This window comes from Beduinella massiliensis (assembly GCF_900199405.1).
Classification (GTDB): Bacteria; Bacillota; Clostridia; order Christensenellales; family Aristaeellaceae; genus Beduinella; species Beduinella massiliensis.
In genome coordinates this window covers 2,829,441-2,843,186 of sequence record NZ_LT963430.1, presented here as the reverse complement: position 1 = coordinate 2,843,186, position 13,746 = coordinate 2,829,441, and the positions used below count along the sequence as shown (strand labels likewise).

Below are 13,746 nucleotides of genomic sequence, written 5' to 3'. Positions count from 1 at the left end.
TGAAATGGCCTGGATTCTGGCGGTAGACGACGAACCGGCGATGCTCGACTTAATTCGGACGGCGCTGGAGCGCGAGGGGCATACCGTGATGACGGCGGAAAGCGCGGCGGAGCTCTCAGAGGCCAAGCTCCGTCGCGCCGAGCTCATCCTGCTCGACGTGATGATGCCGGGGGAGGACGGCTTTTCGCTCTGCGCCCGATTGCGGGAGCGGGTAGACTGCCCGATTCTTTTTCTGACCGCGCGCGACGACGAGGCGTCCGTCGCGCACGGTCTGGGGATCGGCGGGGACGACTATGTCGTCAAGCCCTTTCGCCTCTCCGAGCTGCGGGCGCGTGTGGCCGCGCACCTGCGGCGCGAGACGCGCGTTCGCAGGCATGCGCTGACGGCGGACGGGCTTCTCCTTGACATCACCGCCCGCGAGGCTTCGTGCGCGGGAACGCCCATCCCATTGACGCGCGGCGAATTCGACATCTGCGTCTTTCTGCTGGAGCACAGGGGACAGGTGTTTTCCAAGGAGCAGATTCTGGAGGCGGTCTTCGGGCTGGAGAGCGCCTCGGACGCGTCGGCCATCGCGGAACACGTGAAGAACATCCGCGCAAAGCTGCGGACGGTGGGCCGGGAACCGATCGAAACGGTCTGGGGGGTGGGGTATAAGTGGAGCGCGGAAAGGGCGTGACGCTTCGGGGGCTCTTCGTGCGCTACCTGATCCTAACGGGCGTGCTGGCGGCGGCCATCGCGCTCGTCTGGTGGGGCTGCATCCTGCACGCCATCGAGGCGGGATTCGTGCTGCCCGCGTATACGGGCGAGCGGGCAGCGCGCGCTGCGGCGGAACGGATGCGGGAAACGGGCGCGCTGGACGAGTCGGTGCATTCGTCGTTCTTTGATTACGTCCTGCTCGACGAATCGGGCGATATGCTCGAATCCTCGCTCACGGTGCGGGCGCAGGAGCGCGTGAAAAAGCGCCTTGAGCAGGGGCGCGAGGCGTCGGATTTCGAGATGCGCGTGCCGCTTGCGGAGGGGCGCGTCTGCCTGCTCCTCTTTGATTACAACACGCCCTACGGAAACGAGGCCCTGCGGGGGCGTCTGCCGAACTTTCAGGTGACGATGTTCGTGCTGCTCGTGGCCGGCTGGGGAACTGTGATCCTGCTGACGGCGCTCTCGTTCAGCCGCAGGCTCAAGCGGCAGATCGACCTGCTCTCCGGCGTCGCCGCGCGGGTCGCAAGGGAGGATCTGGACTTTGAGGTGCCCCGTTCCGGCGTGCAGGAAATCGGCGAGGTGCTCGACGCGATGGGCCGGATGAAGGACGCCTTAAAGGAGTCGCTGAGCCGCCAGTGGAGCCTTGAACAGCAGCGGCGGGAGCAGATGCAATCGCTGGTGCACGACCTGCGCACGCCGCTCACGGTCATCGAAGGGAACGCCGAGCTGCTCCAGGAGGACGGAACCCTGGATGCCGGGCAGCACCGCTGTGCGGAGGCGATCGTGCAGAGCGCGGAGAGCGCGCGGGCGTATGTAAAGGAGCTGCGGGGAGCGCTCTACGAGGAGACGGGCGCGCTGAACCGGCAAAAAACGGAGCTCTCCGGCTGGGTACAGGGCTTTTTGAAGTCGGCCCGGACGCTCTGTGAGGGCGCAGGCCTCTCCTTCCAGGCGGAGGCATCGGGCTTTGCCGTGATGGACGCGCAGGCGATGCAGCGCGCGGTCATGAACCTGATCGATAACGCGGCGCGCTTCGCGCCCGCTGGCGGCCGGGTGCGCCTGAGGGCGGAGCAGCTCGCCGCGGGCGCGGTCTTCATCGTGGAGGATACGGGCCCGGGCTTTACGAAGGATGCGCTGGCGCATGGGCAGGAACGCTTTTTCCGGGACGAGCGGGCCAGAGGGCAGGACGGGCACTACGGACTGGGCCTTTACAGCGCGGCGCAGACGGCGGAGCGTCACGGAGGACGTATGAAGCTGGAAAACGCCGAGGCGGGCGGGGCCCGCGTCACGATATGGATCGATGGAACGGCAGCGTAAACGAAAAAAGGGCCGAATGCGGCCCTGAAAAGAGCGGAGCCCCCTTCACAGAACGGCGTGAGGGGGCTTCGCTTTATTCTTTCGCATCTTCGATATTCAGCAACCAGCTTACGTTGATGTTTATTGCCTGCACAAGCATTATATTTGCAATGAGCGAATGATAAAAGGCTTATTTAAAGCGGATATTAAAGGTCGCTGTCCTGCGCATCACTTTCGTATTCATCCAAACTGTCCAGCGCGACGCGCACGGCTTGTATGACAAAGGCAGAAAAGGTGGTTTCTTTTCCACAGATCATCTTTTCCAGCCGGTCTAATAAATCGTTGGGGAAACGAATGCATTTGTTCGTCGTAACCGATACAGTTGGAATGCTGAACTTCATGTCCGACACCTGCTTACTTTTTGTTATTAGAATGGATGTACACTGTCATAGAGGATAAGGAGATCTGTTCTTCGTGCAGACGACATCATAATTACAAATCTTCAGTTAAGTCCCTCCCATACTTCCTTATTTGTGCAGACGAGAATTTTTCTTAATATTAACACGGGAGCCATCCATAAATGTGTTAAAGATAAGAATGTACATATATTAAGAAAAATGAGGGATAAATTGTGGCCCAAGCCCCCACGGTTCAGCCTGCTTCTATCATCCGGTTTGCGGGAGCGTGGTTGTGTAAGTAAACCGCCGTCCGGCAAACGTCTCCCCTTGCGTCTTATCTGAGAAAATGCTATAATGAAGCGATTGTTGCATTGGGAGGTACACCATGGCTGGAATGGCTGGGTTTCTAAAGAAAATATTTGGCGACGGGAATAGCTCTGAGCTCAAGCGTCTGGGCAAAATCGTCGACGAGATCGATTCCTTTGAGGAAGCACATAAAAAATTGACGGACGATCAGCTCCGCGAAAAAACGCAGGAATTCAAGGATCGCCTGCAAAAGGGTGCGTCGATCGACGACATCCTGCCCGAGGCGTTCTCGGTCGTCCGCGAGGCGACTGACCGCGTGACGGGCAAGCGTCAATTCCGCGTGCAGATGCTCGGCGGCATCGTGCTCCATCAGGGGCGCATCGCAGAGATGAAGACGGGCGAAGGCAAGACGCTCACGAGCACCATGCCCGCCTACCTGAATGCGCTCACAGGCGAGGGCGTGCACATCGTCACGGTCAACGACTACCTCGCGCGCTTTCAGGGCGAGGACATGGGACGCATCCATCGCTTCCTGGGGCTGACGGTGGGCATCATCACCCACGACATGACGAACGAGGCGCGCCGCGCGGCCTATGCCTGCGACATCACCTACGGCACGAATAACGAGTTCGGCTTCGACTACCTGCGCGACAACATGGTCATCTACAAGAAGGATATGGTGCAGCGCGGGCACCACTTCGCCATCGTGGACGAGGTGGACTCCATCCTCATCGACGAGGCGAGGACGCCGCTCATCATCTCCGGCCAGGGCGAGAAATCGACCGACCTGTACGGGCGGGCGGACCGCTTCGTCTGCACGCTGCAGGCGGGCAAGGAGCCGGAGAAGGAACAGCTCGAGCTGATGAGCGACGAGGAAGCGGCGAAGATGCGCCGCGACTACGTCACGGACGAAAAACAGAAGACCTGCAACCTTTCCGAGGAAGGCGTCCGCAAGGCGGAGAAATTCTTCGACATTGAAAACCTTTCCGACGCGGAGAACAACGAGATTCTGCACCACATCAACGCGGCTTTGCGCGCGCACGCGCTGATGAAGCTCGATGTAGATTACGTCGTGCAGAACGGCCAGGTCGTCATCGTCGACGAGTTTACCGGCCGCCTGATGGTCGGCCGCCGCTATTCGGACGGTCTGCATCAGGCCATCGAGGCCAAGGAGGGCGTGAAGGTCGAGCGCGAGAGCAAGACGCTCGCGACCATTACGTTCCAAAACTACTTCCGCATGTACAAAAAGCTGTCCGGCATGACCGGCACGGCCAAGACGGAAGAGGACGAATTCCGCGGCATCTACAACCTGGACGTCGTCGTCGTGCCCACCAACATGCCGATGATCCGCGAGGACATGAACGACCTGGTGTACAAGTCCATCAAGGGCAAGTTTGGCGCCGTGGTGGAGGAGATCATCAAGCGCCATGAAAAGGGGCAGCCCGTGCTGGTCGGCACGGTTTCGGTTGAAAAGAGCGAAATCCTTTCCAATATGCTGCGCCTGCGCGGCATTGCGCACGAGGTTTTGAACGCCAAGCACCACGAAAAGGAGGCGGAAATCGTCGCGCAGGCCGGTCACTACGGCGCGGTGACGATCGCCACCAACATGGCGGGCCGCGGCACGGACATCCTGCTGGGCGGCAATCCGGAGTTCCTCGCCCGCCGCGCGATGCGCCAGAAGGGCTATGAGGACGAGTTGATCGAGGACGCGATGGGGCATAATGAGAACGTGCCCGAAGAGGTCCTCGCCGCGCGCACGGAGTACCGCGCGCTCTACGAGCAGTTCAAGAAGGAAACCGACGCCCAGCACGACCGCGTTGTAGCCGTCGGCGGCCTGCACATCATCGGCACCGAGCGCCACGAGTCCCGCCGCATCGACAACCAGCTGCGCGGACGCAGCGGCCGTCAGGGCGACCCGGGTTCCTCGCAGTTCTTCCTGTCGCTGCAGGATGACCTGCTGCGCCTCTTCGGCTCCGAGCGCATCACGGGCATGATCGACAAGCTGGGCCTGGAAGAGGATCAGCCGATCGAGGCCAAGATGCTGACCGGCCAGATCGAGAGCGCGCAGAAGCGCATCGAGGGCCGCAACTACGAAATCCGCAAGAACGTCCTGCAGTATGACGACGTCATGAACCAGCAGCGCGAGGTCATCTACGGCCAGCGCCGCCAGGTGCTCATGGGCGAGAACATGCGCGAGACGATCATGAAGATGGCGGGTCAGCTCATCAGCGACGCGGTGGACATGCATACTGGCAACGGCGACGCCTACGTCGACTGGGACCTCACCGGCCTCGCGGATTACCTGGAGAAAATCTGCGTGCGTCCCGGCGCCATCGAGACGCACATGGAGCAGATCAAGAACTTCGACAAACAGGCGCTCAAGGACATGCTCACAGAGGACGCCCAGGCGTTTTATCAGGAGCGGGAGCAGCTGCTTTCGGAGCACGGCATCGACATGCGCGAGGTGGAGCGGGTCATCCTGCTCAGCTCGGTCGACCGGCGTTGGATGGATCACATCGACGCCATGGATCAGCTGCGCGATGGCATCGGCCTGCGCGCCTATGGACAGAAGGACCCGGTCGTCGAATACAAATTCGAGGGCTACGAGATGTTCGACGAGATGGTGCGCCTGATCCGCGAGGACACGCTGCGCCGCCTGTATCAGGCGAGGGTGGAGCGCGCGCCGGAGCGCCGCCAGGTCGCCCAGCCGGTGGAGGCGAAGGTGGCCGGGGATGGCCCCCGCCAGCCGCAGAAGTCGGACAAGAAGGTTGGACGCAACGACCCCTGCCCCTGCGGCAGCGGGAAGAAGTACAAACATTGCTGTGGCAAGGAAGCTTAAGCAGCTTTCTTTCCCATACATCCATAAAATTTACTGAGGCCATCGGCCTTCAAAGGGGTGAGTCAACATGATCGAACTGGAACAGTACCGCGTAGACCTGAATCGCATCCGTGAGAGCATCGTTGAGGCAGGTGAGTCACTTTAACTTGGCTCATATGGAAAATGAGCTGGCGGAATTGCACGAGACGATGAACGAACCGGACTTCTGGAATGACCTGGAGCGTTCCACTAAGGTCTCTCAGCGGGTGAAGGTGCTGGAGGATAAGCTCTCCCTGTTCAAAAAGCTGAACGAGCGCGCGGCGGACATCGACACGATGATGGAGCTCGCGGAGGAGGAGGGCGACGAGTCCATGGTCGCGGAGGCCGGGGATGAGCTGAAGGAGCTGGACGAGGACGTCAAGAAGCTGCAGCTGGAAACGCTGCTCCGCGGCGATTACGACCACAGCAACGCGCTGCTTTCCCTGCACGCGGGCGCAGGCGGTACGGAGGCCCAGGATTGGACCAGCATGCTGTACCGCATGTACACGCGCTACTGCGAACGCATGGGCTTTAAGGTCAACGTGCTAGACCTGCTGGAGGGAGACGAGGCGGGCATCAAGTCCGTGACGTTTGAGGCCATCGGAGAAAACGCGTACGGCTACCTGCGCGCGGAAAAGGGCGTGCACCGCCTGGTGCGCATATCGCCCTTTGACTCGGCGGCGCGCCGCCATACCTCCTTCGCCTCGCTGGACGTCGCGCCCGAGATCGAGGACGACATGGAAGAACTGGACATGGAAGACGTGCGCATCGATACCTATCGCGCCTCCGGCGCAGGCGGTCAGCACGTCAACCGCACGGACTCCGCCGTCCGCATGACGCACATCCCCACGGGCATCGTGGTTCAGTGTCAGAACGAGCGCTCGCAGGTGCAGAACCGCGAGGTTTGTCTGCGCATGCTCAAGTCCAAGCTGCTCGAACTGCACGAGCGCGAGCGCGAGGAAAAGATGGCCGACATCAAGGGCGAGATGAAGAAGATCGAGTGGGGCAGCCAAATTCGTTCCTACGTCTTCCATCCGTATACCATGGTGAAGGATCACCGGACGGGATACGAGGTCAACGACGTAGGGGCGGTCATGGACGGCGAACTTGGCGGGTTCATCACCGCTTATTTGCAGATGCAGTAAATTGAAGAGCAAGAAAATCTGCGGGAGCCATCCTCCCGCGGATTTCGTGCGTTCAGCCGCTGGTTGGAGAGGAAAAATGAAGAAGAGGATTGTCATCTGCACGGCCATCGCCGTCGCTTCGCTGATGGGGGTAGTCCTGCTTGCGCTGACGCTGTCGGCGGCGTATGACCCGGCGACCTACGGCGAGGCGGCGCGGGCCGCCTATGGGCTCGCGGATGCAGAGGTGACGCAGGCCGTGGGCCTGACGGCGCAAGCGCAGGAGGCGCTCGCGGAGGAGATTGCGCAATACCTCCGCGGCAAGCGCGCCGAGCTGGACGTGGAGACGGACGTGCTGGATCTGGGCACGGCGGAAACACGGCGTCAGCCAGCGTTTAACGCGCGCGAACGCGCGCACATGGCCGATGTGCGGGGGCTTCTGGACCTCGCCGGGCGCCTGATGGGTGCGCTGGCCCTGACGGCTCTGATCGCCGCTACGGCGGCGCAGATCGCGATGAAAAAGTCGGACGGGCGGGAAGCGGCGCGCGCCTGTTTTACAGGCACCTGGGCGGGCGCTCTGATTCTGGCTGTCCCCGTGCTGGCGCTGGCCGTCTGGGGCGCGGCCGATTTTACGTCGCTGTTTTGGGCGTTTCACAGCCTGGCCTTCACGAACGACCTGTGGCTGCTGAACCCCGCGACGGATCTGCTCATCCGCATGATGCCGGAGGGGCTTTTTGTCGGGCTCGCCGCGTCCATCGCGGTAAAGGCCTGCGCGGTACTGGCGGCGCTGCTGCTGGCGGCGGGTCTTCGGGTTCTGTGGACGCGCAAACGGGGCGGACGCAAGGCCGAGTAAGCGGGCGTTTCAATGGACCGGCCGTACCCCGACGGCGAAGTGGGCAGGGGTTAAAAAAGGGAGAAGGAACATGAGATACATTGAAAACGCCCGTGCGCAGGCGCGGGCGCTGCAAGAGGCCGGGCACGCGACGATTCTTTCGATCGAATCCTCCTGCGACGAAACGGCGGCAGCCGTCGTGCGGGATGGACGCGAGGTCATTTCTTCGATCATTTCCACGCAGATTCCGCTGCACGCGATATACGGAGGCGTCGTGCCGGAAATTGCCTCGCGCAAGCACGTGGAGAGCGTCGATCCCGTGGTGGAGCAGGCCCTTTTGCAGGCGAAATTGCGGCTCTGCGACGTGGACGCGGTCGCTGTTACCTACGGCCCGGGATTGGTCGGCGCGCTGCTGATCGGCGTTTCCGCCGCCAAGGCGCTTGCCTTCGCGGCAGGAAAACCGCTCGTGCCCGTCAATCACATCGAGGGGCACGTGAGCGCGAATTACATCGCCCATCCGGATCTTCAGCCGCCGTTTGTCTGCCTCGTAGCCTCGGGCGGGCATTCGCACATCGTGCGCGTGGAGGATTACGGCGTCTATACCCTGCTGGGACAGACGCAGGACGACGCTGCGGGCGAAGCGTTCGACAAGGCTGCGCGCGTGCTGGGGCTTCCCTATCCCGGCGGTCCTCTGCTCGACAAGCTTTCCCGGGAGGGAAACCCCGGCGCGCTGCGCCTGCCGCACGTGGTCACGCAGGGAAAGTACGATTACAGTTTCAGCGGTCTGAAAACCGCGCTCATCAACCAAGTGCACAAGCTGCGCCAGAGCGGACAGGAAGTGCCCGCGGCGGACATTGCGGCCTCTTTTCAGCATGCCGCGGTGAGCATGCTCGTGGAAAAGGCCGTCCTCGCGGCGCGCGATACGGGCGCGAAAACGCTCGCGCTGGCGGGAGGCGTGGCCTCTAACTCCTGCCTGCGGGAAACGCTGCAAAGCCGCTGCGATGCCGAGGGAATCGCGCTTCGCATGCCCCCGCCCGTGCTCTGCACGGACAATGCGGCCATGATCGGCAGCGCCGCGTTCTACAGACTGATGCGCGGGGAGGTCGCGGACCTCACGCTCAATGCCGACCCGTCCCTGAAATTGGTCTGATTGCACAGCGAAAGCGTTCTCGAAAACAGACTTGAGCAGACTTTTGGTCTGCTCTTTACTTTTGCCCGCTCAAGGCGGTGCAAAAGCCTGTTCGTCTTGTGGATAAATGGCCTTGTTCACAGGAAAATCCTCCTAATACTGTGGAAAAAACGCTTTTTCGACAGAAAATCGTGCTTTTTCCTGTGGATAACCCTGTGGAGTTTGTGGAAACATTTCTGATAGGAAAATCATTTCAAAACAGAATGATTCCGCCCTGCGCCGCATAGGCGTGAACCCATTGCGCCATAAGGAAAAATTCACACGCATGCGAACGGACATTTTCGCATAAATCTGCCTGAAAAGGACTTTAAAAGGGGGCGGACGAGGTGAACGGACGCGGAATCAGGCGGTATACGGCGATGATGCTGGGGATGGCGGGCCTCTGTATCGCGATCTTGAGCATGGCGGCGGGCTCTAACGCGCTGATTGCGACATCGGTGGAGGCGACGCAGGGCGTGCTTTCGGGCATGGTAATCGCGGTGGACGCGGGGCACGGCGGCTATGACGGCGGAGCGGTCGGAAGAAAGAGCGGCGTCGCGGAAAAGGGGCTCAACCTGGACGTCTCCCAGCGCCTCGCCCGTCTGCTTGAACAGGCGGGCGCGAAGGTGGTCATGACGCGCACTGGAGATTACGCGCTGTGCGACGAAAACCCGCCGATTCGCAAAAAGCTGCAGGACATGCAGCGCCGCGCGCAGATCGTCGAGGAAAGCGACGCGCAGCTGCTGATCAGCATCCACATGAACGAATACAGCCGGCAAAATCAGTCCGGTCCCCAGGTCTTTTATCGCGAGGGGTGCGACGCGGGGCGGCTGCTGGCGGGGGTGCTCCAGGAGTCCCTGGTCGAGGGGCTGGCGCCGAAGAAGAAGCGGGAGGCCATGGCGGGGGATTACTACATCCTCACCCTGGGCCTTCCCTCGGTGCTGGTCGAGTGCGGGTTCCTCTCCAATCCGGAGGAAGAAGCGCTGCTGCTGGATGCCGGATACCGCCAACGGATCGCCCAGGCGGTCTTTGACGGCATTGCGGATTGGGCGGCGCTTCCAGGGGACCGTCCCGTGGCACTGAAAAAGCTCGAAAGGTCGTGACAAGGCGGGGGTTGTCTGGTATAATAAATCGAATAGCTAGGAGGCGCGCGCCGTGAGACTGGAAGGCCCGGCGCGCCGAGGGGAGCGAAACGCTTGCAGGATCGTTGGCTGGCGATGATGGGCCTGCCTATGCGCGAAATGGACGTGCGGATGATGAATCCGCTGCAAATGGCATATGTCGGCGACGCGGTGCACGCGCTCTTTGTGCGCACGCGTCTTTTTGCGGGCGGGGAAAACGTCGGGCGCATGCACAGGCGTTCAAACCAGTGCGTGAGCGCGGCGGCGCAGTCGAAGCTGCTGGGGCAGATCGAGCCGCTGCTGACGGAGGAAGAGGCGGAAATCGTGCGCCGGGGCCGAAACGCCCACGCGCATCACGCCGCCCCAAAGCACGCCGACCCCGCCGATTACAGCCGGGCGACGGCACTGGAAGCGCTGCTGGGCTATCTGTACCTTACGGGCAGGGACGACCGGCTGGAGCTGCTGCTGGAGGCGGCATCTGAAAGCGCCGGGCCCGGGGCTTAACCGAAGAAGCAGGAGGAAGTACATGGCAAAGGCACAGCAGAAGGTTTTGCTGCTCAGACATACCTATGACCCGGACGAGATCGTGGCGCTGGGCGCAAGGCTTTGTTACGCGCAGGCGGACGTAGATACGCTCCGGGAGCGCATCGCACGGAAGGATCAGGCGTCGTTCATCGCGGGCGTGATGGCGCGCGGGCATCTGTCGGTCATCGAGCATGCGACGTTCACGTTCGCCATTGAGGGCGTGAGCCGCACGCTGCTCGCGCAGATCACGCGCCATCGCATCGCCTCTTTCAGCGTGCAGTCGCAGAGGTACGTGTCGATGGGGGCGGGGTTTGATTACGTCGTGCCCCCGTCCATCGAGGCGCTGGGCGAGGAGGCGGCGGCGGAATTCGCGCGGCAGATGGAGACGATGGGCGCCTGGTACGCGGCGTGGCAGGAGCGCCTGGGGAACGCGGGGGAACGCAGCAATGAGGACGCGCGCTTCGTGCTGCCCAATGCCTGCGCCACGCGCATGCTCGTGACGATGAACGCGCGCGAGCTGCTGCATTTCTTCGAGCTGCGCTGCTGCAGCCGCGCGCAGTGGGAGATCCGCACGCTTGCTTGGGAGATGCTGGGGCTTTGCAAGCAGGCGGCCCCTGAAATCTTTGCGGACGCGGGCCCGGCCTGCGTGCACGGCGCCTGCACGGAAGGAAAAGCTTCCTGCGGCCGAATGGAGGAAATGCGCGGGCGCGCATCCGCGCTGAATGCCCGCGGCGAAAACGTACAGCAATCGACGGAGAAGAGCGAGAAGGAGTAACAGCATGGCCTATTACGACAAATTTTCGGACAAGCGTCCGAACAAACGGGACGATTGGCGGGATGATGGCAGGACGCGTCGCCCGCAGCGGGATGAAGACGGCGCGGGCACACAGGAAAAGGAGCGCCGTCCATACGGGGAACGCCCGCAGCAAGGGGAGCGCCGTCCGTACGGGGAACGCCCGCAGCAGGAAGAGCGCCGTCCGTACGGAGAACGCCCGCAGCAGGGGGAGCGCCGCCCATATGGGGAACGCCCGCAGCCGGGGGAGCGCCGTCCGTACGGGGAACGCCCGCAGCCGGGGAAGCGCCGTCCGTACGGGGAACGCCCGCAGCCGGGGGAGCGCCGTCCGTACGGGGAACGCCCGCAGCCGGGGGAGCGCCGTCCGTACGGGGAACGCCCGCAGCCGGGGGAGCGCCGTCCGTATGGGGAACGCCCGCAGCCGGCGCGCCCGGCGCCCATCGCCCGTCCTTTTGAGGAGGAGGAGGCGCTGCCGCGCGAGAACCTGCTGGTAGGCCGCAACCCGATCCGTGAAGCGCTGAAATCCGGCCGGGATATCGAGAAGCTGCTCGTCGCTCGGGGCGAGTTGATCGGGTCGGCGCGCGAAATCGTGGCCATGGCGAAGGAGCAGCACGTGGTCGTGCAGGAAGTGGACCGCGCGCGGCTGGATGCCGTGGCGCCGAACCATCAGGGTCTGGTGGCGTTCGCGTCCGCCTACAGGTATTCCTCGGTCGAGGAGATTTTGGAGGCGGCGAAGGCGCGGGAGGAAGCGCCGTTCCTCGTCATACTGGATGGCGTGACGGACCCGCACAACCTGGGCGCGGTCATTCGCAGCGCCGAATGCGCGGGCGCGCACGGCGTCATCATTCCCGAGCGCCGGGCCGTCGGGCTCACCCCGGCGGCGGTTAAGGCGTCGGCGGGCGCGGTGGAATACGTGAAGGTCGCGCGCGTGACGAACATCTCCCGCCTGATCGAGGAGCTCAAAAAACAGGGCATCTGGGTCTACGCAGCGGCCATGGACGGCGAGCGCTACGACCGCTGTGACTTCACAGGCCCGGCGGCGCTGGTGATCGGCGGCGAAGGCGAAGGCGTCTCGAGGCTTGTGCTCGAAAAGTGCGATCGCAGGGTGGCGCTGCCGATGCTGGGCAAGATCGACTCGCTCAACGCTTCGGTCGCGGCGGGCATCCTGATGTACGAAATCGTGCGCTCGAGGCTGAAATGAAACCCCTGCTGCTCGTGGACGGGTACAACGTGATCGGCGCATGGAGCGAGGCGAAGGAACGCGGCTGGACGATGCCGGAGGCGCGCGACCAGCTGCTGCACAGGCTGTGCGACTATGCGGGGTACGCGGATCTTGAAATCGTGCTCGTCTTCGACGGGCACTACCAGGAGAGGCGCCAGCGCTCCACGGAAAAGGTATCCGGCGTCACCGTCGTGTACACGAAGCACGGCGAGAGCGCGGACAACTATATCGAGGCGGCGGCCGGCGCGGCGCCCAAGTACCGGGAGCTTCGCGTAGCGACCAGCGACGGTCTGGAACAGATCGTGACGATGGGGCGGGGCGCGGTGCGCGTTTCGGCCCGGGAGCTGCTGCGGGACATCAGCCAGACGCGGCGCAGCGGAAGGACGATGCACGGCGCTTTTTCCGGCGGGCGCAGCGATATCGGCAGCCGCCTGCCGCCCCAGCAGCGGGAGCAGCTGGAGCGCATGCGAAGGCAAAAATAGTTGACGCACCCGGCTTTTAGGAAGTATAATTATAAACTACATCTTCCGTCTCATACGGCGCGGAGCCAGACGGCGTGTGCCGCCGTCCTCCATGCAGCCAAATGTCCAGGGCGGGCTCGCTTTCGGGCGGGAGGAGGATACGTTGTCATCTCTTGAAAAGCTTGAAACCATGACGGACGAGGAAATCGCCGTGCTCGCGCAGCAGGGAGACGCGCTCGCCAGTGAGTTTTTGCTCAACAAGTACAAAAATTTCGTCCGCTCCAAGGCGCGGAGCTACTTCCTCGTAGGCGCGGACCATGAGGACATCGTGCAGGAGGGCATGATCGGGCTGTTCAAGGCTTTTCGCGACTTCAAGCCGGACAAGCTCTCTTCCTTCCGGGCGTTTGCGGAATTGTGCATCACGCGTCAGATCATTACGGCGATCAAGACCGCGACGCGCCAGAAGCACATCCCGCTCAACTCCTACGTATCGCTCAACAAACCCATCTACGACGAGGAATCCGACCGGACGCTGCTGGACGTGATTACGGAGGGACATACCACCAACCCCGAGGAACTGCTCATCGGTCAGGAAGATCTCTCTTCCATCGAGGGGAAGATCGGCGAGGCGCTATCGGATTTGGAGTGGGAGGTGCTCACCTCCTACCTGGACGGCAAGAGCTATCAGGAAATCGCGGACGATTTGGGCCGGCACGTCAAGTCCATCGACAATGCGCTGCAGCGCGTCAAACGCAAATTGGAACGCCTGATCGAAGAAAAAAATTAAATAAGGAAAATCTATGTTGACAAAACCCGTCTGTTTCGCTAAAATACATGACGTATGGCAGGCGGGGCGTGCGGGTGTAACTCAATGGTAGAGTGTCAGCTTCCCAAGCTGGTTACGTGGGTTCGATTCCCATCACCCGCTCCAATCGGTACAACCGACACGCTCG

The 13,746-nt window shown here is 62.3% G+C and carries 13 protein-coding genes and 1 tRNA gene; 13 read left to right on the top strand and 1 reads right to left on the bottom strand.

Annotated elements, in window-relative coordinates:
- Positions 1-4 precede the first annotated feature (4 nt).
- Both C1725_RS13810 and C1725_RS13805 read left to right on the top strand, forming a co-directional pair.
- Positions 5-676: a response regulator gene (locus tag C1725_RS13810; protein WP_102412156.1), complete on the top strand. Its 672-nt coding sequence runs from the start codon at positions 5-7 to the stop codon at positions 674-676.
- Positions 655-2,010, top strand: a complete 1,356-nt coding sequence (locus C1725_RS13805) for an ATP-binding protein (RefSeq protein WP_102412155.1) — start codon at positions 655-657, stop codon at positions 2,008-2,010. Before C1725_RS13810 ends, C1725_RS13805 begins: the two co-directional genes overlap by 22 nt.
- Positions 2,011-2,195: 185 nt before the next feature.
- On the opposite strand, the gene C1725_RS13800 is transcribed toward C1725_RS13805, so the two are convergent.
- Positions 2,196-2,390, bottom strand: coding sequence for a YlcI/YnfO family protein (locus tag C1725_RS13800; RefSeq protein WP_102412154.1), 195 nt, complete (start codon positions 2,388-2,390; stop codon positions 2,196-2,198).
- A 391-nt stretch (positions 2,391-2,781) separates the two neighbouring features.
- On the opposite strand from C1725_RS13800, the gene secA reads away from it, so the two are divergent.
- The 11 genes from secA to C1725_RS13745 all read left to right on the top strand — a co-directional run bounded on the left by secA (position 2,782) and on the right by C1725_RS13745 (position 13,724).
- Entirely contained in the window at positions 2,782-5,532 is a 2,751-nt protein-coding gene (gene secA, locus C1725_RS13795; protein WP_102413346.1) for a preprotein translocase subunit SecA, read from the top strand.
- 67 nt (positions 5,533-5,599) lie between these two features.
- Positions 5,600-6,695, top strand: a protein-coding gene (prfB, locus tag C1725_RS13790) for a peptide chain release factor 2 (protein ID WP_102412153.1) whose coding sequence is annotated in 2 segments (ribosomal slippage) — positions 5,600-5,674 and positions 5,676-6,695 — 1,095 coding nt in all. Because the reading frame shifts where the segments join, the coding sequence is not laid out codon by codon here.
- 76 nt (positions 6,696-6,771) lie between these two features.
- Positions 6,772-7,524, top strand: coding sequence for a lipoprotein intramolecular transacylase Lit (locus C1725_RS13785; RefSeq protein WP_102412152.1), 753 nt, complete (start codon positions 6,772-6,774; stop codon positions 7,522-7,524).
- Positions 7,525-7,594: 70 nt separating this feature from the next.
- Complete coding sequence (gene tsaD, locus C1725_RS13780) at positions 7,595-8,653, top strand: tRNA (adenosine(37)-N6)-threonylcarbamoyltransferase complex transferase subunit TsaD (protein ID WP_102412151.1); 1,059 nt, start codon at positions 7,595-7,597, stop codon at positions 8,651-8,653.
- 365 nt (positions 8,654-9,018) lie between these two features.
- Positions 9,019-9,774 carry an N-acetylmuramoyl-L-alanine amidase gene (locus tag C1725_RS13775; RefSeq protein ID WP_102412150.1) on the top strand — a complete coding sequence of 252 codons (756 nt, stop codon included), beginning with the start codon at positions 9,019-9,021 and terminating at the stop codon, positions 9,772-9,774.
- Positions 9,775-9,867: 93 nt separating this feature from the next.
- Positions 9,868-10,296: a Mini-ribonuclease 3 gene (locus C1725_RS13770; protein WP_346026680.1), complete on the top strand. Its 429-nt coding sequence runs from the start codon at positions 9,868-9,870 to the stop codon at positions 10,294-10,296.
- A gap of 22 nt (positions 10,297-10,318) precedes the next feature.
- Positions 10,319-11,092 (top strand): FAD-dependent thymidylate synthase, encoded by a 774-nt coding sequence (thyX, locus tag C1725_RS13765; RefSeq protein ID WP_102412149.1) that lies wholly within the window; start codon positions 10,319-10,321, stop codon positions 11,090-11,092.
- A 4-nt stretch (positions 11,093-11,096) separates the two neighbouring features.
- Positions 11,097-12,311, top strand: coding sequence for a 23S rRNA (guanosine(2251)-2'-O)-methyltransferase RlmB (gene rlmB, locus C1725_RS19435; protein ID WP_346026679.1), 1,215 nt, complete (start codon positions 11,097-11,099; stop codon positions 12,309-12,311).
- Positions 12,308-12,814: an NYN domain-containing protein gene (locus C1725_RS13755; protein ID WP_102412148.1), complete on the top strand. Its 507-nt coding sequence runs from the start codon at positions 12,308-12,310 to the stop codon at positions 12,812-12,814. The genes rlmB and C1725_RS13755 overlap by 4 nt, the downstream gene beginning before the upstream one ends.
- A 142-nt stretch (positions 12,815-12,956) precedes the next feature.
- Complete coding sequence (sigH, locus tag C1725_RS13750; protein WP_428829588.1) at positions 12,957-13,580, top strand: RNA polymerase sporulation sigma factor SigH; 624 nt, start codon at positions 12,957-12,959, stop codon at positions 13,578-13,580.
- Positions 13,581-13,650: 70 nt separating this feature from the next.
- Positions 13,651-13,724: transfer RNA gene (locus C1725_RS13745), tRNA-Gly, on the top strand.
- Positions 13,725-13,746 lie beyond the last annotated feature (22 nt).

Bases quoted from the DNA above. Each gene is read 5' to 3' on its own strand.
- C1725_RS13785 (WP_102412152.1), top strand. From the start codon at position 6,772: ATGAAGAAGAGGATTGTCATCTGCACGGCCATCGCCGTCGCTTCGCTG.
- C1725_RS13755 (WP_102412148.1), top strand. From the start codon at position 12,308: ATGAAACCCCTGCTGCTCGTGGACGGGTACAACGTGATCGGCGCATGG.
- C1725_RS13800 (WP_102412154.1), bottom strand. From the start codon at position 2,390: ATGAAGTTCAGCATTCCAACTGTATCGGTTACGACGAACAAATGCATT.
- secA (WP_102413346.1), top strand. From the start codon at position 2,782: ATGGCTGGGTTTCTAAAGAAAATATTTGGCGACGGGAATAGCTCTGAG.
- rlmB (WP_346026679.1), top strand. From the start codon at position 11,097: ATGGCCTATTACGACAAATTTTCGGACAAGCGTCCGAACAAACGGGAC.
- tsaD (WP_102412151.1), top strand. From the start codon at position 7,595: ATGAGATACATTGAAAACGCCCGTGCGCAGGCGCGGGCGCTGCAAGAG.
- thyX (WP_102412149.1), top strand. From the start codon at position 10,319: ATGGCAAAGGCACAGCAGAAGGTTTTGCTGCTCAGACATACCTATGAC.
- C1725_RS13810 (WP_102412156.1), top strand. From the start codon at position 5: ATGGCCTGGATTCTGGCGGTAGACGACGAACCGGCGATGCTCGACTTA.